Raw genomic sequence first — 22,606 nt, 5'->3', positions numbered from 1 at the left:
GCATGCGGAAAAAGTCTTGGAAGGAACATCTTCTTCAGCACGTAAAAGACCATCTATCGATTTATTTATTTGTCTCTGTACTTTTTTTAATGGGCGTAATCTTTGGGGCCATTATCGTCAATAGTATGACAATAAGTCAAAAAGAGGATTTATTCTATTATTTAAATCAATTTTTTGGTCAGCTGACAAATGAGAAAGCAGCAGAATCAAAAGAAATGTTTTTGCAAAGCTTTTTGCATCATATGAAATATTTAGGTCTTATGTGGATACTAGGGATATCTATCATTGGCCTGCCGCTCATCTTTCTCATGATCTTTTTAAAAGGAATTGTTGTGGGGTTTACAGTTGGTTTTTTAGTAAATCAAATGGGGCTGAGTGGTTTCTTCCTTTCGTTCGTATCAGTTCTTCCGCAAAACATATTGCTTATTCCAGCCTACTTAGTGATTGGGACATGCGCGATTGCGTTTTCCATCCGGCTCATTGGGCAACTGTTCATGAAAAAAACCATCAGTCAAGCACCTGTTCAGTGGTTCGCCCGTTATGCATCTGTTCTACTGATAATTTTAGCACTTGCTGCACTTTCGTCCTTTTTTGAATCGTACGTCTCCTTCATGCTCATGAAAAAGCTGGCAGGTGTTCTTTTCACATAAATTTATAATCGTTATTAAATAATAATCAATTTATTTATCAATTTAAAATGATTATAGTTGGCTCCTAGCACATCATTTGATATAATGATCAAGTAATGTGGCGTAGGAGGGAAAGTCAATGGAAAATCGGATTGATCGAATTAAGAAACAGCTTCATTCTTCCAGCTATAAGCTCACGCCACAGCGTGAAGCAACAGTAAGGGTACTGCTTGAGAATGAAGAAGACCATTTAAGTGCAGAAGATGTATACCTCCTCGTAAAAGAGAAGTCTCCTGAAATTGGTCTTGCTACTGTTTATCGAACGTTAGAATTGCTAACTGAACTGAAAGTTGTTGATAAAATTAACTTTGGAGACGGCGTTTCGCGATATGATCTTCGCAAAGAAGGAGCCGCTCACTTCCATCATCATCTTGTCTGCATGGAGTGCGGGACAGTCGATGAGATAGAAGATGATTTATTAGAAGACGTTGAAGAGATTATTGAACGTGACTGGAAATTTAAAATTAAGGATCATAGATTGACATTCCATGGCATTTGCCACCGGTGTCATGATGATGAATCCGGCAAATAATCCGAATTGGAACCTTTTCATTTAAGATGAAGAGGTTTTTTGCATTTTCGCTGTATATTCCTTGTCCCACATGGCATATGCTGAAGTAACGAGAAGCTGAGAAAGGACATGAGAATCATGCGAAAATGGATCAAAACAACAGGTGAAGTGATGAAGGTATTTATCTTGTTCACTGGTTTTACCGTCCTGTTCTATTATGCTATGATATGGATAAATTCAGAATATGAAAGCTACCATCGTTATGATAAACCAGAGGGTGCAGCAATTAAAGTGATGGAAATGGATCAGCCGAATCAAGACAACTGGCAAGACCGATTGATTTATTTTTATCAAAACGGGGAGTAGAAATCATTGAACGATCAATTATCCGATTTTATTCATTTTATGACAGTAGAGAGAGGACTCTCTGAAAATACCATTGTTTCTTATAAACGAGATTTACAGAACTACTTGTCTTTTTTAATGACACATGAGCAGTTGTCAGATATAAAAGATGTCACGCGCCTGCATATCATTCATTATTTAAAACAGCTAAAAGAGGAAGGGAAATCAAGTAAAACATCAGTACGGCATCTCTCCTCGATCCGTTCCTTCCACCAATTTCTGCTCAGGGAAAAAGTGACAACAGATGATCCGTCATGGAACATTGAAACGCAAAAAACAGAGCGGAAACTACCGAAAGTTCTATCACTAGGGGAAGTCGAAAAGTTGCTTGATACACCAAATCAGCACACGCCATTTGACTACCGTGACAAAGCGATGCTTGAGCTCTTATACGCAACAGGCATTCGCGTCAGTGAAATGCTGGACCTGACACTTGCCGATGTTCACCTCACAATGGGCTTTATCCGTTGTTTTGGAAAAGGAAGAAAAGAACGAATTGTGCCAATTGGTGAAGCAGCTGCAAGTGCGATTGAAGAATATCTTGAAAAGGGAAGAGGCAAGCTGTTAAAAAAACAGCCGGCAGATGCCTTATTTCTCAATCATCACGGAAAAAAAATGTCGCGGCAAGGTTTCTGGAAGAACCTAAAAAAAAGAGCTCTCGAAGCAGGAATTCAAAAAGAACTCACACCCCATACACTCAGGCATTCATTTGCAACACATCTGCTTGAAAACGGTGCAGACCTAAGAGCTGTGCAGGAGATGCTCGGGCATGCCGATATCTCGACAACACAAATTTATACACACGTGACGAAAACAAGATTGAAAGATGTGTATCACAAATTCCATCCAAGGGCATAAGTAAAGCATGGCACGGTGAACGTGTGTCATGCTTTTTTATGTTTGCACCGTTTATGGTTGTCAACCAGCTTGTAAACGGTTTATACTTGAGATGTCAGACCTCTCTTTTTGAAAGGTTCAAAGAAAAGAATATTGAAGGAGGCGCTTTTTAATGCCTGATTATCAGTATAAACGCATTTTCCTCGTAGTAATGGATTCAGTAGGAATTGGGGAAGCACCTGATGCTGCTGAATTTAATGATGTAGGTGCAGATACACTAGGACATATTGCTGAAAAAATGAATGGGCTTCACATGCCGAATATGGCGAAGCTTGGGCTGAGTCATATTAAAGAAATCAAAGGAATTCCAGCGGATGAGAAACCGCTTGCGTATTATGGAAAAATGCAGGAAGCATCAAATGGTAAAGATACAATGACAGGGCACTGGGAAATCATGGGTCTTTACATAGACACACCGTTCAGAGTTTTCCCAGACGGATTCCCAGATGAACTTTTAAATGAACTAAAAGAAAAAACAGGCAGAGGCATTATAGGAAATAAACCTGCGTCTGGTACTGAAATCTTAGACGAGCTTGGCGAAGAGCATATGAAAACAGGCGATCTAATCGTTTACACATCTGCGGATTCTGTGCTGCAAATTGCTGCGCACGAAGAAGTGGTGCTATTAGATGAACTTTATCGTATTTGTGAAATTGCACGTGAGCTCACATTAGATGAAAAATACATGGTTGGACGCATTATTGCTCGTCCCTTTGTCGGGGAGCCTGGCGCATTTGTCAGAACACCAAACCGTCATGACTATGCTTTAAAACCATTTGATCGTACAGTGATGAATGAGCTGAAAGATAGTGGGCTTGATGTGATTGCGATCGGCAAAATCTCTGATATTTATGATGGCGAAGGAATCACCTCTTCTCTCAGAACAAAATCGAACATGGACGGAATGGACAAGCTGGTCGACACAATTAAAACAGACTTTACAGGAATTAGCTTTTTAAACCTTGTTGATTTTGACGCTCTTTACGGACATAGAAGAGATCCAGAGGGTTACGGAAAAGCATTAGAGGAATTTGACGCCCGTCTTCCTGAAGTGTTTGACCTGTTAAAAGAGGATGATCTTCTTGTGATTACAGCAGATCATGGAAATGACCCTGTTCATCACGGAACAGATCATACAAGAGAATATGTTCCGCTCATTGCTTACAGCAAAAAGCATCAAGGAGCAAATGAACTGCCAACGTCAAAAACCTTTGCTGATCTTGGAGCAACGGTCGCAGACAATTTCAAGACAACGATGCCAAAATACGGCACAAGCTTTTTATCTAAACTCAAATAGGGGGAAATCTCGTGGGAGCACAGTTTTCAGAAGCGGCGGCATATATTAAACAAGCATCAACATACGTACCAACAGTTGGATTGATCTTAGGTTCAGGTCTTGGCATATTAGCAGATGAGATTGAAAATCCAATCAAATTGAAATATGAAGATATTCCTGGATTCCCTGTTTCAACAGTAGAAGGTCATGCAGGGCAGCTCGTCATTGGGACGCTGAAAGGCACTGTCGTATGTGCAATGCAAGGACGTTTTCATTTCTATGAAGGTTATGATATGAAGCAAGTGACGTTTCCAGTCCGTGTGATGAAAGAAATTGGCATTGAGACATGTATTGTGACAAATGCAGCCGGCGGTGTAAATACTTCATTCCATCCAGGTGATCTCATGCTGATTACAGATCATATCAATATGATGGGGACCAATCCATTAATTGGACCAAATGACAGTCAAGGCGTTCGTTTCCCTGATATGTCTGCCCCATATGATAAAGATTTGCTCGCACTTGCAGAAGAAACAGCTCAGCGCTTAGGCATATCTGTACAGCAAGGTGTTTATGCAGGGATGACAGGTCCTTCATATGAAACACCAGCCGAAGTTCGTTTCCTCAGAACACTTGGCGCAGATGCTGTAGGCATGTCGACGGTTCCAGAGGTGATTGTTGCGCGTCATGCAGGAATCAAAGTGCTAGGTATTTCATGCATTTCTAATGCGGCATCAGGTATTTTAGATCAGCCGCTGTCTCATGATGAAGTCATTGAAGTAACGGAAAAAGTGAAAGCGAGTTTCCTTGATTTAGTCAAAGACGTTGTTAAACAACTCTCATAGCATATTTCAAGCAGCCTTCTGTTTATCGACAGAAGGCTTTTTTTACGGCAATCATACGATCTCTGAATAAAACAGCCTGGATGAGGAAAAAATAGAAAGGATTACGATAATGGAGGTCTGCCACTTGAAACGTCATATATGTGCATTGTTTACTTTAATGATCCTTATCTCAATGGTTTCACCATCAGCGATAGCAAAAGAAAAGATTGAAAAACCAGAAGAAAAACAAACATCAGAATTGGCACACGAAGCCAAATCAGCCATCTTAATAGAACGTGACACGGGAAAAGTGCTTTACAACAAAAACAGTGATGAAAAGCTGGCACCCGCAAGTATGACCAAAATCATGACGATGCTTCTCATCATGGAAGCGATTGATCAAGGAAAACTAAAAATGACTGACAAGGTAAGAACAAGTGACCATGCAGCTTCAATGGGAGGGTCACAGATCTTCCTTGAACCTGGAGAAGAAATGACCGTGAAAGAAATGCTGAAAGGCATTGCGATTGCGTCTGGAAATGATGCTTCAGTTGCCATGGCAGAGCATATTGCAGGATCTGAAGAACAGTTTGTAGAGCAAATGAACAAGAAGGCAAAAGAACTTGGCCTCACCTCTACAGTCTTTCAAAACCCAACAGGACTTCCTGAAAAAGACCATTACAGTACAGCTCATGATATGGCTAAAATGGCAAAAGAGTTGTTGAAATATGAACAAATCACCAAATTTACAGGTGTCTACGAAGACTACCTCCGTCAAAACACCGATAAAAAATTCTGGCTTGTGAATACGAACCGATTGATTAAATTTTATCCAGGTGTCGATGGGTTGAAAACAGGTTTTACAGGCGAAGCCAAATACTGTTTGACTGCATCCGCTAAAAAAGGAAACATGCGCGTCATTGCAGTTGTCTTCGGCGCAAGTACACCGAAAGATAGAAACGCCCAAGTGGTCAAAATGTTAGACTACGCATTTAGTCAATACACCACACACCCGCTTTACAAACGAGGACAAGATGTAGCGGAAATCAAGGTAAGCAAAGGGACAAAGAAAAAAATTCAGCTTGTCACCTCTGAACCAATCTCCCTTTTAACGAAAAAAGGCGAAAATGTGGATCAGATTAAAAAAGAAATCAAATTGTCTCAGGATGTTACGGCCCCATTCTCAAAAGGAACGGAACTTGGAACCATTGTCTTGAAAAAAGACGGAAAAGTGCTGCATGAAAGCCCTGTACAGGCCAAAGAAGGAATGGAAAAAGCCGGCGTTTGGACATTCTTTAAACGAGCGATGGCTGAATTTGTGAAATGGAAATAAAATGGGAAAGGCTGCTGAAATTGGCAGTCTTTTTGCTATGAGAAGAAGAAAAGAACATCTAAATGTGACGAATAGTCACTAGTTTTGTCATGGTGAAGGATTTACTTAATAAAAAAGAGAAACAATCTTTATCCGAAATTAGAGCAAGGAGGAATACAAAGATGAGCCTTGATATTGATTTTCAAGTAAAAGAGAGCGTACTTTGCATTCGATTAACAGGAGAGCTCGATCATCACTCCGCAGAAACATTGAGACAAAAGGTGACGAATTATTTGGAAACAGAGGACATTCGCCACATTGTGCTGAATTTGGCTGATTTAACGTTTATGGACAGCTCAGGTCTCGGAGTGATTTTAGGAAGATATAAAGAAATTAAGCAGCTTGGTGGAGAAATGGTCGTCTGTGCTATCTCGCCAGCAGTAAACAGGTTATTTGATATGTCTGGCTTATTTAAAATTATCCGTATGGAGCCTTCAGAGCAAACGGCATTGCAAACATTGGGGGTGGCATCATGAGGAATGAAATGAACCTGACATTCTCTGCTTTAAGTCAAAATGAATCCTTTGCGAGGGTAACAGTCGCAGCGTTTATCGCCCAGCTTGATCCGACATTAGATGAACTAACTGAAATCAAAACGGTTGTGTCAGAGGCGGTGACAAACTCCATTATCCATGGCTACGATGGAAATCCAGATGGCAAGGTGCATATCGAAGTCACACTTGATGACCATGTTGTGTACCTGACCATCCGTGACGAAGGAATGGGCATTACAGATCTTGAAGAAGCAAGACAGCCACTTTTCACGACAAAACCAGACTTAGAACGCTCTGGCATGGGCTTTACCATTATGGAGAATTTTATGGATGATGTCATGATAGACTCATCTCCAGAAATGGGTACAACTATCCGTTTAACAAAGCATCTATCAAAAAGCAAAGCGCTTTGTAATTAAGGGAGCTGCTCATATGGATGTGGAGGTAAAAAAGCAAGCAAAAAAAGCCCAGCTGTCAAATGATGAAGTCAAAGAGCTCATCAAAAAAAGCCAAGACGGTGATCAGCAAGCAAGAGACCTCCTCGTAGAAAAAAACATGCGTCTTGTTTGGTCCGTTGTTCAGCGCTTTTTAAATAGAGGATATGAACCAGATGATTTGTTTCAAATTGGCTGTATTGGACTGCTAAAATCCGTTGATAAATTTGATTTGTCATATGATGTGAAGTTTTCGACTTATGCTGTTCCAATGATTATTGGTGAAATCCAGCGATTCATTCGGGATGATGGAACAGTCAAAGTCAGCCGGTCACTAAAGGAACTCGGAAATAAAATCCGGCGGGCAAGAGATGAATTGTCAAAGTCTCATGGGAAAATGCCGACCGTTCAGGAAATAGCCGAATATCTAGATATCACACTAGAGGATGTCGTCCTCGCCCAAGAAGCGGTCCGAACGCCGTCGTCGATTCATGAAACGGTGTATGAAAATGACGGGGACCCCATTACATTACTCGATCAAATTGCTGATCATTCAGAAGAAAGATGGTTTGATAAAATCGCGCTGAAAGAAGCGATCAAGGAATTAGAAGAACGAGAAAAACTCATTGTGTACTTAAGGTATTATAAAGACCAAACACAATCTGAGGTAGCAGAGAGGCTCGGCATTTCACAAGTACAAGTCTCGCGGCTCGAAAAGAAAATTTTAAAACAAATCCAAATGCAAATGGATCAAAAAGAGAGCTAGCCAATTCGGCTGGCTTTTTTTGTGTGGTAATTACCGGTAAATGAAGTTCTCTCGGTATGAGAACCATTTTTCACCACATACTATTTTTAACCCATCGTATAGGAAGTGACTTGGATGGACGGACAAATCTTTCTTCGGCTACGTCATCGCATTAAGACCGGTAATGATCAGCTCATTTATTTAGAAGATATCGCCCAAATCACTGGTGATGAGTTTGCTGTGCAAAAGCTTAGCAAGATGCCGATATATCATGTCAGTAAAAAGGATCGCCACATTGCTGTTCTTGATATCATGCATGTGGTCAAAACGATCAAAAAAACATGGCCAGCCATCGACATTCAAACCGTCGGTGGCACTGAAGCCATTGTTGAAATTGATACAGGCAAACGCCAGCTTTCTCCTGTTTTATTTGTGTTAGTGTGGCTTTTATTATTTGTCGGAGCGGCGCTTGCCATTATGAATTTCCACGAGGATGTCAGTATGCGGCTCGTTCATATCCGCCTATATGAAATGATCACAGGAAAAACAGTTGAGCATCCTTATTTACTGCAAATTCCATATAGCTTCGGACTAGGATTTGGCATGATTTTATTTTTCAATCATGTATTTAAAAAGCGTTTAAATGAAGAACCAAGTCCACTCGAAGTGGAGATGTTTAAATATCAGCTCGATCTCGATCATTATGTCGCCCTTAAAGAAAATAAAGAGACAATGAAAGATATCCATGATCGGTAAGTGGCTTTTTGTCGTGTTAGTTGGACTTGGCGGTGGTTTAACGGTAGGAGCAGGGTTTGTGGCATTTCTCGCGGTGCTAGGTATCATCCCTCGTTTAATGCAACTAACGAAAACGCAACGCTTCATACAAGGATACGAGGCAGCTGTCATCACCGGCGCGGTCGTTGGTGGCTGGGCAACCTTGAGCGAGGTGCATTTGCATCTATCCAAATGGCTTGTGCTCCCGATCGGTCTTTTAGCTGGCATTTTCGTCGGAATGCTTGCAGCTGCGCTGACTGAAGTATTAAATGTACTTCCTATATTAACGAAAAGAATTGGAATGGACGGGAAAATTGTTTTGCTTCTCATGGCCATTGTCTTAGGCAAAGTATTTGGTTCACTATTCCATTGGCTAATTTATATTTAAAAATTTGGAGGGAACAACCGTGTCGAGTTTAAAAGAGAACTATCCATCTAAGGTGAAAACGTATCAGCCTAAACCTCCTTATGTCCTCAACTGCATCAAGGCTTTTCTTGTTGGTGGATTGATCTGTGCCATAGGCGAGGGACTGCAAAATTTCTATATTCACTTTTTTGATTTTAATGAAAAAACAGCAGGGAACCCAACAGTGGCGACCCTCATTTTAATTTCTTCTATATTAACTGGTATCGGTATTTACGATCGAATCGGTCAGTTTGCTGGAGCGGGATCGGCTGTTCCGGTGACAGGATTTGCTAACAGTATGACAAGCGCTGCCCTTGAGCATAAAAGTGAAGGGCTTGTTTTAGGGGTCGCCACCAATATGTTTAAACTCGCTGGGAACGTCATTGTATTTGGTGTCGTCTCGGCATATGTCGTAGGGATCATTCGATACATCTTTGAAAAGATGTTTTCGTAGGAGGAATGAAACGTGAAACTAACAGGTAAACAATCTTGGGTGTTTGAGCACAAGCTTTACGTCAATGCAGAGGGAACAGCTGCAGGACCGAAAGAAAAAGAAGGACCGATTGGTCATTTAATTGATAAAACGTACGATGAAATGCATTGTGATCAAAAGAACTGGGAAATGGCTGAAAGAAAACTCATGGAAGACGCGATATCCAGTGCTTTATCAAAAGCAAATTTGCAAAAAAGCGATATTGATCTATTACTTGCAGGAGATTTACTCAATCAAAACGTCACAGCAAACTATGTGGCAAGAGAACTGAAAATCCCGTTTCTCTGTTTGTTTGGGGCATGCTCAACTTCAATGGAATCGGTCGCCATTGCGTCAGCACTCATTGATGGCGGTTTTGCCAATAGAGCCATCGCAGCGACAAGCAGTCATAATGCAACGGCAGAACGCCAATTTCGTAATCCAACAGAATACGGCGGACAAAAACCAGATACAGCCACAAGTACTGTCACTGGAAGCGGGGCCGTTATTATTAGCCAGGCACCCTCTCCAATTCAAATTACAAGCGCGACAGTAGGCAGGGTGATGGATCTTGGGATTACAGATCCATTTGACATGGGATCGGCCATGGCACCGGCAGCGGCAGATACCATCAAACAGCATTTAGAAGACCTTGGAAGAACGGTGGACGATTACGATCTGATTTTAACAGGAGATTTATCTGGTATTGGTTCGCCAATTTTAAAGGATCTTCTGAAGGAAGAAGGCATTCAACTTGGGAGAAAGCATGATGATTGCGGGCTAATCATCTATACACCTGATCAAAATGTATTCGCTGGTGGGAGTGGCTGTGCTTGTTCAGCTGTTGTGACATTTAGTCACATTTTTCAAGAAATGAAAGCAGGAAATCTGCAAAGAGTACTCGTTGTGGCAACCGGAGCGCTACTAAGCCCTATGATGGTCCAGCAAAAAGAGACCATTCCAACCATTGCGCACGGTGTCGTATTTGAGCGTGCAGGAGGAGAGAGCTAATGGATTATCTTATCGCTTTTGTTGCAGGTGGGCTTATCTGCGTCATTGGTCAGCTTTTACTAGACGTACTCAAATTGACGCCTGCACATGTCATGACTACCTTTGTTGTGGCGGGTACCATTTTAGACGGATTCGGTATTTATGATAAATTTATTGAATTTGCGGGTGCGGGGGCAACCGTACCAATCGTCAGCTTTGGCCATAGCTTGCTTCATGGAGCGATGCATCAGGCGGATGTACACGGGTTCATCGGAATTGGGATCGGTATTTTTGAATTAACTTCTGCTGGAATTTCAGCTGCGATTTTATTCTCATTTATTATCGCTCTTATCTTTAAACCGAAAGGATAACCTAATATGGGGCAAAGACGGAAAGTCATTTTAGTGACAGATGGAGATATATATGCTGCCAAAACCATTGAGCTTGCGGCTAAAAATGTCGGTGGGCGATGTATTTCCAGCTCAAAAGGAAATCCAAGCAAACGAACAGGACCTGAACTTGTGCAGATGATTTTAAAAACGCCGAATGATCCAGTGTTTGTCATGTTTGATGATTCTGGCCTGACAGGTGAAGGAACAGGGGAGATAGCGATGAAGCACGTGGCGCGTCACCCTGAAATTGAAGTCATCGGGGCGATCGCCGTTGCCTCCAAAACGCATCAAGCTGAATGGACAAAGGTTCATGTTGCCATTGACCGTGAGGGTGAACTGACAGAATACGGCGTCGACAAGCATGGTCTTCCCGAAATGGAGCCCCATAAAATGAGCGGAGATACCGTGTATTGTCTTGACTCGCTCGATCTTCCGCTTGTTGTTGGAATTGGGGATATTGGCAAAATGGGACGGAAAGATGATCTGAGCAAAGGATCTCCGATCACCATGAAAGCCGTTGAATTAATTTTAGAAAGGAGTGGTTTCCATGAAGAAAGACAAAGTAAACGTGTACCGAGATCCGAAGAAAAATGAAGATTACTTTAAAGAAAATGTCGGAATGGGGCTCAGCTTTGACCTTGGCGTGCGGAAAATTTATATACACGATCAGGAAATCCAACTTTACTATGTAAATGGACTGTGTGATACGCAGTATGTCATCTACTTATTAAAAGAACTAGTTGAAATCAATGATAATGAACCTGAATCAGATGACATGGCACGTGTGATTGAGAACCGTCTAGTCAATCAACAGGTCTCAAAGGTTGAAACACTCGATGAAGCCGTAGACCAAGTGCTGTCGGGCCTTGTAGCAGTTGTAGTTGAAGGCGAAAACTACGCATTTATCATTGATGTCAGAAGCTATCCTGGCAGAATGCCAGAGGAACCGGATACAGAAAAAGTTGTCCGAGGCGCAAGAGACGGATTTGTTGAAAATATTATTGTCAATACAGCGCTCATACGAAGACGTGTGCGAGATGAAAAACTGAGATACAAAATGCTTAAAGTGGGCGAACGTTCAAAAGCGGATGTATGTGTTTGCTACATTGAAGATATTGCCGACCCAGATCTTGTCGATATCATAGAGAAAGAAGTGTCAGGAATCAAAGTCGACGGGCTGACGATGTCTGATAAAACGATTGAAGAGTTCATTATAAAACAAGGATACAATCCATTTCCCCTTGTACGATACACCGAACGTCCAGATGTTGCCGCTAACCATATACTAGAAGGGCATGTCATCATTATTACGGATACATCTCCTAGCGTCATCATTACGCCAACCACCATTTTTCACCACGTTCAACATGCAGAAGAATATCGCCAGGCACCTGCAGTTGGGACGTTCCTAAGATGGGTTCGCTTTTTAGGTATTTTATGTTCAACGTTTCTTTTACCGATTTGGTTCCTGTTTATCCTTGAACCAAGTCTTCTGCCAGATCATTTAAGCTATATTGGTTTTAACAAACCGTCTCATATCCCTGTGATTTTACAAGTGTTTCTAGCTGATTTTGGGGTGGAATTTTTAAGGATGGCTGCAATTCATACGCCAACCGCATTGTCGACCGCCATGGGACTGATCGCGGCTGTTTTAATTGGACAAATTGCCATTGATGTCGGTTTATTTACACCAGAGGTCATCTTATACGTCTCACTAGCAGCTATCGGTACATTTACAACCCCAAGCTATGAACTGAGTGTCGCCAATAAGATTGTACGACTCATCATACTAGCGCTTGTGGCGATCTTTAAGCTGAATGGACTCATCATTGGTTTTACGTTGTTACTCATCTACTTAACATCCATTCGTTCATTGCAGACGCCTTATATGTGGCCATTTCTTCCTTTTAACGGGAAGGCTTTGTGGCAAGTGTTAATTCGGACCTCTGTTCCTGGCTCAAAAGTAAGGCCAAGCATTGTCCACCCTCAAAACAGATCAAAAATTCCGCCAAATTCTTAACGCTCATTGAAAGTGGCTGAAGATTGTGATATTGTATTTTTAACTTTGAGACACGGCAAAAGGCAGCTCACGCAGCTGCCTTTTTTCAGCCGAGGCGGAGAAAGAGGGAATGACATTGTATTTACACGGCACTTGCAGACAAAATGAACTCGGTCATTTAGAAATTGGTGGTGTTGATGCCGTTTCTTTAGCTGAAACGTACGGGACACCACTTTATGTATATGATGTGGCTTTAATACGGGAGCGCGCAAAAAGCTTTCAAAAAGCATTTATAGAAGAAGAACTAACGGCGCAGGTAGCATATGCGAGTAAAGCATTTTCCTCCATCGCGATGTTTCAGCTTGCCAAAGAAGAAGGATTATCTCTTGATGTCGTATCAGGCGGGGAGCTTCACACAGCCATTTGCGCCGGTTTTCCGGTAGAAAAAATTCATTTCCATGGCAACAATAAAAGCAGAGATGAATTAAAAATGGCGTTAGAAAACGAGATCGGCTGTATCGTCGTAGATAATTTTTACGAAATGAAGCTCATTGAACAGCTTGGTCAAGAGCTGTCAAAAAAAGTGAAAGTATTGCTCCGCATCACGCCTGGTGTCGAGGCGCATACGCATGATTATATTACAACAGGCCAAGAAGATTCTAAATTCGGTTTTGACCTTCACAATGGACAAGCAGATGAAGCGGTGAAACTAGTGCTTGAATCAGAAATGATTGAACTATTAGGCGTACATTGCCATATCGGTTCACAAATATTTGATACAGCTGGTTTTGTCCTTGCAGCAGACAAAATCTTTTTGAAGCTCGATGAATGGAGAGAATCATTTGGTTTTATTTCTACAGTGTTAAACTTAGGAGGCGGCTTTGGGATTCGTTATACAGAAGAGGATGAACCACTTCCTGCGACAGAATATGTCGAGAAAATTATCCAAGCTGTGAAAGAGAACGTGGCCCGCTATGAGTTTGATATGCCGGAGATTTGGATTGAGCCAGGCCGCTCTCTTGTTGGAGATGCAGGGACAACGCTTTATACGATCGGCTCATCAAAACACGTACCTGGTATTCGCGATTATGTTGCGGTAGATGGGGGAATGAGTGACAACATTCGTCCAGCTTTATATCAAGCGAAATATGAAGCGGCAAGTGCCAATAAAATGAGTCAATCGCACGATCAAACAGTTTCCATTGCAGGGAAATGCTGTGAAAGTGGTGATATGCTTATTTGGGATATCGATTTGCCAGAGTTATCACAAGGTGATTTATTAGCTGTCTTTTGTACCGGAGCTTATGGCTACAGTATGTCTAACAACTATAACCGCATCCCGCGCCCGGCTGTCGTATTTGTAGAAGACGGGGAAGCGCAGCTTGTCGTTGAACGCGAATCATATGCGGATATGGTCAAACTTGATTTGCCGTATCAATCAAAAGTAAAATCATCTACGTAAAAAAAGCTGCCTAGTATACAGGCAGCTTTTTATGTTGATTTATTTTCCTCCAGTAAATACAGAGACGATCGCGTTCCAAATGGAGACAAAGAAATCCCAAATCTTTTGAAGGAGGTTTTTCCCTTCATCTGATTCTATGAATTTCGTAATCTTGTCTTTTGCTTTATCGATTTGAGATCCTACTTGGTTCCAATCGATATTGATGTTCTTCATTTTATCGAACAGAGAAATAAGCTGATCCTTTTGTTCTTGCGTTAGATTTAAGTTTAAATCAGAAGCAGCTTGATCCACTTTTTCTTCCACTTCTTTTGTTGTTTTAGGGACACCGTTTTTCGCAATGTCATCCTTGATTTTTGCGATAAGGGCAGACGCATTGTCTTTCCCGATGGAGTCACCCAATTTAGACGTTGTCACCAGCTCTTCGGTTGCTACCTGCTTCACATCTTCTGGGATAGCTTTGTCGCTAGACACTTCATAGGCTTTTAATAAACCCGTCAGTGCGGCTGTACCAGAAACCTCAAACGGTGCAGTCACAACAACTTTGGCATCCTTGACACCGGCTGTCATTAAAGCATTTAAATACATCTCATCTGTTATGGTCTTGATGTTATGTGTATCCACAGTCAGACCAGTACCTGATTTTTCTATGGTGATAGATGATGATGATAACGCTCTCGTCCCGATAGAAGAACGAGGGATATACTTTCCTAAATATTCATGCTCTTCTTTATTGGTTACTTCAATTTTTGTCGCATTTTCAGGTGGATTCAACTCGTCAAGCACCTTCTGGCGATCAGCCGGAGTTAAGTCTTGCCCAAGTGTGACGATGACATCGCCGACAGCTGCATCCGCTAAGCTGACTTTTGGCGCACCAATAAGGAAAAGGAGCGCTGCCATCATACCAAGCATTGATTTTTTAAACATGTTGACCTCCTTCAAGTCGAAAGGGTTCCTCTTTCAAGAGAAACTCATCTTTTGAGTACACGTAAAGTGATGTACTCCATCATATAGACGTAACAAATCGATTCGACGTTTCAATTTTCTTTTTAAGATGTTTTCCTTTTCCAAAAAATAATGACATGTTGCTTATACTGTCACCAATTTAATAGGAAAAAAGGATTAAGCTCTTCCATTGTATCAATCCTAAGAAAAGAGGTAAATCACAATCAAAGAGCAGGGGATGTTTAACATGACCGAAAATGTGCTATAATGAGCGTTGTTTAACCTGAAAGGAGAATGTGAAAATGGCGAAAAAAGGATACATACAACTAACGAATGGTAAGAAACTTGAGTTTGAACTATACCCAGAGGCTGCTCCAGGTACAGTAGCAAACTTTGAAAAATTAGCGAATGAAGGCTTCTACGATGGATTGAAATTTCACCGCGTAATCCCTGGTTTCGTAAGCCAAGGCGGCGATCCAAACGGTAATGGAACTGGTGGTCCTGGTTACACAATTAAATGTGAAACAGAAGGAAATCCACATCAACACGAAAGAGGTTCATTATCAATGGCGCATGCTGGTAAAGACACGGGCGGTAGCCAATTTTTTATCGTACATGACCCGCAGCCACACTTAAACGGTGTTCACACTGTTTTTGGCAAAGTAACATCTGGAATCGAGGCTGTTCTAGATATGGAACAAGGCCAAGGAATGGAAAAAGTCGAAGTTTTCGATGCTTAATGCTCAATGCAAAACACCGCTTAAACGCGGTGTTTTTTATTATCAATCTGATTTGACGGTTACTTGTTTCGTGAAGCGATAGGTGATGAACCAATATAAAAAGGCAATGGCGCTAACAGAGGCGCCAAATAAACATACTCCGCTCCAACCATTGTTTGCATATATGCTAGTGGAAGCAATGGAACCAGTCGCACTGCCGATGGAGTAAAAAATCATATAAGCAGCAGTCAGCCGGCTTCTCGCCTCAGGCAGCACTGTGAAAATCATACTTTGGTTGGTCACATGAACAGCTTGCACAGATAGATCAAGAATGATAATACCGATGATTAATAAAATAAGTGAATATTCAGTGAAAAAAATAAAAAACCATGAAACGAATAATAGGACAAGGGCGATACAAGTTGTTAATTGGCCTAAGCCACGATCAGCAAGCCTTCCAGCCCGGGCAGCGCCTAATGCTCCTGCAACGCCGGCAAGACCAAAGGCACCAATCGCCGTATGTGAAAGATTGTATGGCGAGCTGCTGAGAGGTAGCACGAGCGAAGTCCACAACGTACCAAACACGATAAAGATCAGAAAACCCAGTACACCTCGGATACGAAGAATTCGTTCTTGTTTGAACAATGTAAACATTGAAGCGAGCAGCCTCATATAGGATATTGACTCTCTCTTGCTGTCAGTGCGCGGGAGATACCGGTATAACACGGCTGTTATGATGAGCATCATAACGGCAGACACGAGATAGACTGACCTCCAGCCGGCGAGATCGGTTAGTACTCCAGCGAACGTTCGTGCGAGAAGAATACCAATCACAATGCCACTTTGAACCAAACCCACGATACGGCCTCGTTCTTCAGGAGCAGCCCATGTCGCGGCGAACGCTACGAGTACCTGAGTGACCACAGCAAGCATACCGACGGCAGCTAGCCCTATGAACAGGACGGTGGCAGTAGGGGCGATGCCGACTAGAATGAGAGATAATATGGAAACAAGCATTTGAGCCATGATGAGCCGCCTTTGGTTGAACAAATCACCAAGTGGTACAATTAGTAGCAGTCCCAGTGCATAACAAAGCTGAGTGATCGTAATGACCATGCCTATAGATGAATAGGTGATACCAAACTCGGATGCGAGGGAGTCTAATAATGGTTGTGCAAAGTATATGTTTGCAACTGCCATTCCGCAGGCTGACGCAAACAGCAGAGCCATATAGCGAGTCATTGCTTGTTTCGGTTTGTTTTGTAAATGAGCCGTTTCCAGCTCAAGATGTTCAATGGAAGTGTTTTTTTCTTTCGCCATGCATTTCATCGTCTCCTTTTGTACTGAAAGGTATAATATACTGGTCAGTATATTATGATTCTTGTTAAGAATAACCATCAAAACATTTTAAAGTCAATACTTTTATCTTGAAAGAGGAAGGCAATTTGACAATAGTAATTCGATAAAATAAAATGATAATGTACCGATTGGTAATCAAAATAAAGATTAATCTATAGATGGCTGACTTTGTGAAAAATTTTATTGTTGAAATGAGGAATTACTGATGGTTCGACAACGGGAATTTGACAAGGAAAAAGCGTTGGATGAGGCAATGATGCTTTTTTGGGAAAAGGGGTATAGGGCTACTACATTAAGCGATTTGACTGAAAAAATGGGAATACAGCGACCAAGTTTATACTCAGCGTTTGGAGATAAAGAGGAATTATTTGAGGCCGCATTACGAAAATATACAAAGCACCATGCTGCCCATATTCGAACAAAACTTCAAAACAATCTTTCTGTCAAAGAAGCATTTCATGCATTATTTGCAGATTTAGTAGAAGAGGAATATAGAGAGGGTCCGAGTAAAGGATGTTTTTGTATCAATACAATAGTGGAACTTGCGCCACACGAAGAGAAATTTGAAATTCTTACAAGAGAGCATCAGATGTATCTTTCCGTCATATTTGAAGAAAGAATTGTTCAAGGTATTCATTTAGGTGAGCTCAAAAGCAGCCTGAATGCGAAAGCTTTAGCACAAACACTGGTCGTTTCTTTTATTGGACTGACCATCCTCATGAAATCTCGTCCAGAGCGTTCATTTGTAGATCATTCTGTAGCGACGATACTTTCCATATTAAAATAAAAAGGCCAACATACTATGGTATCCTCCTTCAATAAGAGCGATAGCGTATTTTGAACTCAATGTCAAAATACGCTTTTTCTTTTAGGACAGTGATGCACAAAACCCGATATTGTGATATGATAAGAGAACAAACATTCGTATTTGTGGATGTCACCACATTGCCAGTACAAATCAAAAAAGCGTGATCATGCTGAAAGAAAGCAGGAGATAATTTGAAACCTTTAACAAAAGAAGAAAAAAATCAAATGATGATTGCCATTCAGCGTTTCTTTGCCGAAGAACGAGAAGAAGAAATTGGTGAATTAGCAACCATCAATATACTAGAATTTATCACAAAAAACCTTGGAAGCTATTATTATAATCAAGGGGTTCGTGACAGCCGGGACATCGCTGTTCAGAGATCGCAATTATTAGAGGAAGATTTATTCGCACTTGAAAAAAGATGATCATCAATGATGAACGTCTTGCTAACTGATAAAGAGGAAAGAGACCCCCTTAACAAAGAACGCATATTCGTATCATATGTAATGATGAAAAGGTGGAACCAAAGGTCCATCTCAATCGTTATATAAGTAACCATTAATGAAAATCAGCTTTTTTGGTTTTATTTCATCAAAAGAAGGAATAAAACATACAAATAGGCGAAGTGCAGATGATGGAGGTTCTAAACATGGGGAAAATTAAATTAAAATTGGCCATCTTATTTGTTTTACTGCTTTGTTTAGGCGCAGGATATTTATACATGAATGGCATGAAAATTGAAGACGTGCCAACAGCCATCGGTGAAAGCTTAACAAATAATGATAAAGATTATACCATCTATGAATATACCATTACGAAAATTGATGGAGATGAATATTACGGTCAAGCAAAAAACGGCACAAAAATCATTTTTAATGGAAAGAAATTTGAAGATGATGTGGCTGACTTGAAGAAAGGTGATCGTATTAAAGCCTACTTTAGTAATGAAAAAAGAATAGATGGTCTTATAAAAGTAGTAAAAGTCGTTAATTAACAAGTCTCCTTTCCTATAAGGAGACTTTTTTTGTGAGAAATCTTGATTGTTGCATTTGACAACGAGGATCGCTATAATAACCCCTAAGGACAGCTAAATATCGATTGTATCCTTCGGGGCAGGGTGAAAATCCCGACCGACGGTAATAAAGCAAATGCTTTACAGCCCGTGACCCGTTAATTTTATTAACGGTTGATTCAGTGAAAAGCTGAAGCCGACAGTGAAAGTCTGGATGGGAGAAGGATAAAGAAAGCTATGAACGAAAAATATTTGTTAATCATAGTTTTATTTCTGATGCAAAAAAGCCACAGCCCCGGAATTTTTTCCGGGGCTTTCTGTATGTACATGTAGTGAATAGACCGGCATGCAGTGTTTATTAGGTGATCCCTCATCTACCTTGTATGGACCATAAAAAGCGACGAAGGTGTTCAATCGATCACATGTCCCTAACATCGCTTTTTTATAAAGTGAGAAATACAAATGAAAAGAAAGGGAGGATCACATGTTTACGGGGATAATTGAAGAAGTAGGCACCGTTCAATCATTAAGTAAAAAGTCAGCAGATGCCATGGAAATTGTCATTCAGTGTAGCCACGTGCTAGAAGATGTTCACCTTGGAGACAGTATTGCGATTAATGGTGTATGTCTTACTGTCACAAGCTTTACAAAAGCACAGTTCGCAGCAGATGTGATGCCAGAGACGGTCAAAGCGACATCACTGGATCAGCTGACATCAGGAAGTGCAGTGAATTTAGAGCGGGCTATGTCCTCGAATGGGCGATTCGGCGGTCATTTTGTCTCAGGCCATGTTGACGGGACGGCAGTCATTACCCGAATAGAAAAGAAAAGTAATGCCATTTACTATGATTTAGAGATGGACAAGACCCTCACAGATATGCTCACACAAAAGGGTTCGATCGCAATAGATGGTGTCAGCTTAACTATTTTCGATTTGCGAGATTCACACGTCACAGTCTCTATTATTCCTCATACGCTTGAAGGAACTATTTTCCCGACTAAATCTATGGGGGAGATTGTGAATATAGAGTGTGACATGATCGGTAAATATATTTATCGCTTCTTAACAAAAGAACAAGGCGAAAAGCAGCCATCCCGATTGACCCCATCATTTTTAAAAGAGCACGGATTCTAGGAGGCGATTGTATGTATCAATCAGTAGAAGAAGCAGTAAAAGCTTTGAAAGAAGGAGAAATCATTATCGTAGTAGATGATGAAGACAGAGAAAACGAAGGAGATTTTGTGGCACTTGCTGAGCATGCCACGCCTGAAGTGATTAACTTTATGGCTTTACATGGAAGAGGCCTCATTTGTACGCCGGTCCATGCGTCGATTGCCAAACACCTAAACCTGCATCCAATGGTAGAACAAAATACAGATGCACACCATACAGCTTTTACAGTGAGCATCGATCATGTGACAACGACGACTGGTATTAGTGCTTTTGAGCGCTCTACGACCATGCTTGCCATGTTAAATAAAGACGCAACACCAGAAGAATTTGCCCGCCCAGGTCATGTATTTCCGCTCATTGCAAAAGAAGGCGGCGTACTAGAAAGACCAGGTCATACAGAGGCGGCGGTAGATCTTGCGAAACTGGCAGGTTCACAGCCGGCGGGTGTCATATGTGAAATTATGAATGTAGATGGCTCAATGGCGCGTGTTCCAGAATTAAAAGATATCCAAAAACAGCACGGACTAAAGATGCTGACAATAGAAGCATTGCAGACCTATTTACATCATAAAGAAACAGCAACGATCGAAACAAAATAAAAATCACAAAAAAGGATGATCAACATATGAATACAATACAAGGGCATGTAGTAGCAGAAGGACTAAAATTTGCAATTGTCGTCGCGAGATTTAATGACTTTATTACAAGTAAATTGCTTGACGGAGCAGAAGATACATTGCTCAGACACGGAGCAAACGGTGACGATATTGATGTCGTGTGGGTACCGGGTGCTTTTGAAATTCCGTATATGGCAAAAAAACTAGCTGAAACAGAGAAATATGATGCTGTCATTACACTTGGAACTGTAATCAGGGGCGCAACAACTCACTACGATTATGTTTGTAATGAAGCTGCTAAAGGAATTGCTCAAAGTGCTATGTCAACAGGGGTACCGATTATCTTCGGTGTACTAACAACAGAATCCATTGAACAAGCTATTGAAAGAGCCGGCACAAAAGCTGGAAATAAAGGCAGCGAATCGGCTGCAGCTGCCATTGAAATGGCGAATCTCAATCGTACCTTTCGTTAATTTAATGAAAAAGAGTTTAAAAACGATATAAAAATGTTTATAATGTGTGATGAGCAAATGATTCGTGAGACATTTGCTGGACATAAGGATAATTTGAATATTGAGGGGTATATATGTTAATTCGTTATAAGAGGTCTTTTGAAAAAATTGCCATGGGGCTACTCTCCTTCATGCCGGGTGAGAAAGACGTCAAACAGCTTCAGCAGACGATGAAGTCTTATGAAATGGATGAAAGTCGGCAGCTGTTCCTTTGGAAAGATGGCGAGGATATCGTAGGTGCCATTGGTGTGTTGAAAACAGACGACCAAGTACAAATCGAGCATATTAGTGTGAATCCATCCCATCGAGATCAAGGAATCGGCAAGGAAATGGTTTTAGCCGTGGAAGAGGTATTCAAAACCAAAACACTCATTCCAAATGAATTAACGCAAGGCTTCTTTCATAAGTGTCACAGCGAAACAAACTAAATATCACACATGTAAAAGCAGAGGCTACAATCCTCTGCTTTTTTTACGTTCGATTTGCTTTTTTCGTTCAAGCAATACATCTGTCCGGTCACGCAGTCTATGTTTTTCGATCAAAAATGTGTGGGATAAGTTACTCTCCTGGCCAAAGGTCAGTCCTTCTTTTTGAGCCATTTCTTGGCAGAGAGACAGGAGTGCTTCATCTTTAATCGGAAGCATCACACTTTCGTATGGCATGTCTTCAGCCATTTTCTTCTTTAGCATTCTCAGAAGTTTGAGAAACGCCTCATCATCCAGACCGAGATTCGATAATACGGACCGGTTTGCTTCTAGTAAGTGAAGGCTATTTGACATGAGCCGTTTTGCACCTTTTCCATTTCCCCGTCTTTGATGATACAAAGCAACGGCAAGCTGAATGAAGCCAACCCAATATTCTTTGCGCTGCTCAGGCAGGTCTTTTTTCCAATATTCCTCAAGAATTTCATGACACTCAAAATAATCTCTTGTCGTATGAAATTCATGTAAAAAAGCCACGTACGCTTCAGGATACACAGTGGTCATCTCCTTTTCCACTCTCAGTCTAACATATTGAAAAGAAAAGAAGAAAGAGCGCCCTTCGTGAAAGGACGCTCTGTTTCTTTAATAAACCCAAGCCGCGCCAACGATGATCAGCAAGATGAAAAGCACGACAATAAGCGCGAAACCTCCGCCAAAGTTATAGCCATCTCCCATAATGATACGGCCTCCTTTTTCATCAGTTCTGTTTACAATGGTATTCTATGTATAAATGCCCTGAGTGGTATGGGCGAAACCACTGTTTTTCTTATTTTGCCTAGGACATCATGGTGGAAATTATATTGGACGAGAGCTTTATCCTGTCTTATACTAAAGGTTAG

Annotated in this window: 29 protein-coding genes, 1 pseudogene and 1 riboswitch; of the genes and pseudogenes, 26 read left to right on the top strand and 4 right to left on the bottom strand. The window is 41.2% G+C overall.

The window, feature by feature from the left end; translation table 11 throughout:
• The first annotated feature begins 2 nt into the window (after nt 1-2).
• The 18 genes from spoIIM (at nt 3) to lysA (ending at nt 14,142) form a co-directional block, all read left to right on the top strand.
• The gene (gene spoIIM / locus MKX52_RS10500) at nt 3-650 is read left to right on the top strand and encodes a stage II sporulation protein M (protein ID WP_144503984.1); all 648 of its coding nucleotides are present in this window, start codon (nt 3-5) and stop codon (nt 648-650) included.
• A 118-nt stretch (nt 651-768) separates the two neighbouring features.
• Nucleotides 769-1,221 carry a ferric iron uptake transcriptional regulator gene (gene fur, locus MKX52_RS10495; protein ID WP_003215577.1) on the top strand — a complete coding sequence of 151 codons (453 nt, stop codon included), beginning with the start codon at nt 769-771 and terminating at the stop codon, nt 1,219-1,221.
• Nucleotides 1,222-1,338: 117 nt separating this feature from the next.
• Entirely contained in the window at nt 1,339-1,566 is a 228-nt protein-coding gene (locus tag MKX52_RS10490; protein ID WP_041816269.1) for a YqzK family protein, read from the top strand.
• A gap of 6 nt (nt 1,567-1,572) precedes the next feature.
• Nucleotides 1,573-2,463 carry a site-specific tyrosine recombinase XerD gene (gene xerD / locus MKX52_RS10485; protein ID WP_088000918.1) on the top strand — a complete coding sequence of 297 codons (891 nt, stop codon included), beginning with the start codon at nt 1,573-1,575 and terminating at the stop codon, nt 2,461-2,463.
• Nucleotides 2,464-2,614: 151 nt separating this feature from the next.
• On the top strand, nt 2,615-3,799 hold the full coding sequence (gene deoB, locus MKX52_RS10480) for a phosphopentomutase (protein ID WP_342490666.1): 1,185 nt from the start codon (nt 2,615-2,617) through the stop codon (nt 3,797-3,799).
• Nucleotides 3,800-3,810: 11 nt separating this feature from the next.
• Complete coding sequence (locus MKX52_RS10475) at nt 3,811-4,623, top strand: purine-nucleoside phosphorylase (protein ID WP_012010450.1); 813 nt, start codon at nt 3,811-3,813, stop codon at nt 4,621-4,623.
• Nucleotides 4,624-4,732: 109 nt separating this feature from the next.
• Nucleotides 4,733-5,935 (top strand): D-alanyl-D-alanine carboxypeptidase family protein, encoded by a 1,203-nt coding sequence (locus MKX52_RS10470; protein WP_012010449.1) that lies wholly within the window; start codon nt 4,733-4,735, stop codon nt 5,933-5,935.
• A 161-nt stretch (nt 5,936-6,096) separates the two neighbouring features.
• Nucleotides 6,097-6,450, top strand: coding sequence for an anti-sigma F factor antagonist (spoIIAA, locus tag MKX52_RS10465; RefSeq protein WP_012010448.1), 354 nt, complete (start codon nt 6,097-6,099; stop codon nt 6,448-6,450).
• Nucleotides 6,447-6,887 carry an anti-sigma F factor gene (spoIIAB, locus tag MKX52_RS10460; RefSeq protein ID WP_012010447.1) on the top strand — a complete coding sequence of 147 codons (441 nt, stop codon included), beginning with the start codon at nt 6,447-6,449 and terminating at the stop codon, nt 6,885-6,887. Before spoIIAA ends, spoIIAB begins: the two co-directional genes overlap by 4 nt.
• Before the next feature lie 13 nt (nt 6,888-6,900).
• Complete coding sequence (sigF, locus tag MKX52_RS10455; protein ID WP_342490665.1) at nt 6,901-7,668, top strand: RNA polymerase sporulation sigma factor SigF; 768 nt, start codon at nt 6,901-6,903, stop codon at nt 7,666-7,668.
• A gap of 114 nt (nt 7,669-7,782) precedes the next feature.
• Nucleotides 7,783-8,403, top strand: a complete 621-nt coding sequence (locus MKX52_RS10450) for a stage V sporulation protein AA (RefSeq protein WP_088000923.1) — start codon at nt 7,783-7,785, stop codon at nt 8,401-8,403.
• A complete protein-coding gene (locus MKX52_RS10445; RefSeq protein ID WP_342490664.1) occupies nt 8,393-8,809 on the top strand; it encodes a stage V sporulation protein AB in 417 nt (138 codons plus the stop codon). Before MKX52_RS10450 ends, MKX52_RS10445 begins: the two co-directional genes overlap by 11 nt.
• Nucleotides 8,810-8,828: 19 nt before the next feature.
• A complete protein-coding gene (spoVAC, locus tag MKX52_RS10440; protein WP_012010444.1) occupies nt 8,829-9,281 on the top strand; it encodes a stage V sporulation protein AC in 453 nt (150 codons plus the stop codon).
• A gap of 12 nt (nt 9,282-9,293) precedes the next feature.
• A complete protein-coding gene (gene spoVAD / locus MKX52_RS10435; RefSeq protein ID WP_012010443.1) occupies nt 9,294-10,310 on the top strand; it encodes a stage V sporulation protein AD in 1,017 nt (338 codons plus the stop codon).
• Nucleotides 10,310-10,660 (top strand): stage V sporulation protein AE, encoded by a 351-nt coding sequence (gene spoVAE / locus MKX52_RS10430; RefSeq protein WP_007501045.1) that lies wholly within the window; start codon nt 10,310-10,312, stop codon nt 10,658-10,660. The genes spoVAD and spoVAE overlap by 1 nt, the downstream gene beginning before the upstream one ends.
• A gap of 6 nt (nt 10,661-10,666) precedes the next feature.
• A complete protein-coding gene (locus MKX52_RS10425; protein ID WP_088000926.1) occupies nt 10,667-11,275 on the top strand; it encodes a stage V sporulation protein AE in 609 nt (202 codons plus the stop codon).
• A complete protein-coding gene (locus MKX52_RS10420; protein ID WP_003215696.1) occupies nt 11,229-12,701 on the top strand; it encodes a spore germination protein in 1,473 nt (490 codons plus the stop codon). The genes MKX52_RS10425 and MKX52_RS10420 overlap by 47 nt, the downstream gene beginning before the upstream one ends.
• A 115-nt stretch (nt 12,702-12,816) precedes the next feature.
• Nucleotides 12,817-14,142 carry a diaminopimelate decarboxylase gene (lysA, locus tag MKX52_RS10415; RefSeq protein WP_342491887.1) on the top strand — a complete coding sequence of 442 codons (1,326 nt, stop codon included), beginning with the start codon at nt 12,817-12,819 and terminating at the stop codon, nt 14,140-14,142.
• Nucleotides 14,143-14,181: 39 nt separating this feature from the next.
• On the opposite strand, the gene MKX52_RS10410 is transcribed toward lysA, so the two are convergent.
• Nucleotides 14,182-15,066, bottom strand: coding sequence for a DUF1002 domain-containing protein (locus MKX52_RS10410; RefSeq protein ID WP_342490663.1), 885 nt, complete (start codon nt 15,064-15,066; stop codon nt 14,182-14,184).
• A gap of 320 nt (nt 15,067-15,386) precedes the next feature.
• Here MKX52_RS10410 and MKX52_RS10405 point away from each other — a divergent pair, with 320 nt between their 5' ends.
• Nucleotides 15,387-15,824 carry a peptidylprolyl isomerase gene (locus tag MKX52_RS10405; protein ID WP_003215505.1) on the top strand — a complete coding sequence of 146 codons (438 nt, stop codon included), beginning with the start codon at nt 15,387-15,389 and terminating at the stop codon, nt 15,822-15,824.
• Between the two features lie 42 nt (nt 15,825-15,866).
• On the opposite strand, the gene MKX52_RS10400 is transcribed toward MKX52_RS10405, so the two are convergent.
• On the bottom strand, nt 15,867-17,123 hold the full coding sequence (locus MKX52_RS10400; protein WP_342490662.1) for an MFS transporter: 1,257 nt from the start codon (nt 17,121-17,123) through the stop codon (nt 15,867-15,869).
• Between the two features lie 244 nt (nt 17,124-17,367).
• On the opposite strand from MKX52_RS10400, the gene MKX52_RS10395 reads away from it, so the two are divergent.
• From MKX52_RS10395 to MKX52_RS10365, 7 genes and pseudogenes are all read left to right on the top strand, one after another.
• Nucleotides 17,368-17,949, top strand: a complete 582-nt coding sequence (locus tag MKX52_RS10395) for a TetR/AcrR family transcriptional regulator (protein WP_342490661.1) — start codon at nt 17,368-17,370, stop codon at nt 17,947-17,949.
• Nucleotides 17,950-18,161: 212 nt separating this feature from the next.
• A complete protein-coding gene (locus tag MKX52_RS10390) occupies nt 18,162-18,395 on the top strand; it encodes a DUF2164 family protein (protein WP_342490660.1) in 234 nt (77 codons plus the stop codon).
• Nucleotides 18,396-18,619: 224 nt separating this feature from the next.
• The gene (locus MKX52_RS10385) at nt 18,620-18,964 is read left to right on the top strand and encodes a hypothetical protein (protein WP_151021582.1); all 345 of its coding nucleotides are present in this window, start codon (nt 18,620-18,622) and stop codon (nt 18,962-18,964) included.
• 105 nt (nt 18,965-19,069) lie between these two features.
• A riboswitch (FMN riboswitch) is annotated at nt 19,070-19,212 on the top strand.
• Between the two features lie 254 nt (nt 19,213-19,466).
• Entirely contained in the window at nt 19,467-20,117 is a 651-nt protein-coding gene (gene ribE, locus MKX52_RS10380; RefSeq protein ID WP_342490659.1) for a riboflavin synthase, read from the top strand.
• Between the two features lie 11 nt (nt 20,118-20,128).
• A pseudogene (ribB, locus tag MKX52_RS10375) lies at nt 20,129-20,725 on the top strand (3,4-dihydroxy-2-butanone-4-phosphate synthase); the annotation flags it as partial.
• Nucleotides 20,726-20,781: 56 nt separating this feature from the next.
• Nucleotides 20,782-21,246 (top strand): 6,7-dimethyl-8-ribityllumazine synthase, encoded by a 465-nt coding sequence (ribE, locus tag MKX52_RS10370; RefSeq protein ID WP_012010433.1) that lies wholly within the window; start codon nt 20,782-20,784, stop codon nt 21,244-21,246.
• A gap of 113 nt (nt 21,247-21,359) precedes the next feature.
• Nucleotides 21,360-21,713: a GNAT family N-acetyltransferase gene (locus tag MKX52_RS10365; RefSeq protein WP_088000942.1), complete on the top strand. Its 354-nt coding sequence runs from the start codon at nt 21,360-21,362 to the stop codon at nt 21,711-21,713.
• Nucleotides 21,714-21,737: 24 nt separating this feature from the next.
• Here MKX52_RS10365 and MKX52_RS10360 read toward each other — a convergent pair whose 3' ends face one another.
• Nucleotides 21,738-22,262 carry a DUF309 domain-containing protein gene (locus MKX52_RS10360; protein WP_342490658.1) on the bottom strand — a complete coding sequence of 175 codons (525 nt, stop codon included), beginning with the start codon at nt 22,260-22,262 and terminating at the stop codon, nt 21,738-21,740.
• A gap of 87 nt (nt 22,263-22,349) precedes the next feature.
• Nucleotides 22,350-22,442, bottom strand: a complete 93-nt coding sequence (locus tag MKX52_RS10355) for a YjcZ family sporulation protein (protein ID WP_012010430.1) — start codon at nt 22,440-22,442, stop codon at nt 22,350-22,352.
• Between the last annotated feature and the right edge of the window lie 164 nt (nt 22,443-22,606).

This window comes from Bacillus sp. FSL R5-0422, assembly GCF_038610765.1.
GTDB classification, from domain to species: domain Bacteria; phylum Bacillota; class Bacilli; order Bacillales; family Bacillaceae; genus Bacillus; species Bacillus pumilus_O.
This window is presented reverse-complemented; position numbering and strand designations above follow the sequence as displayed.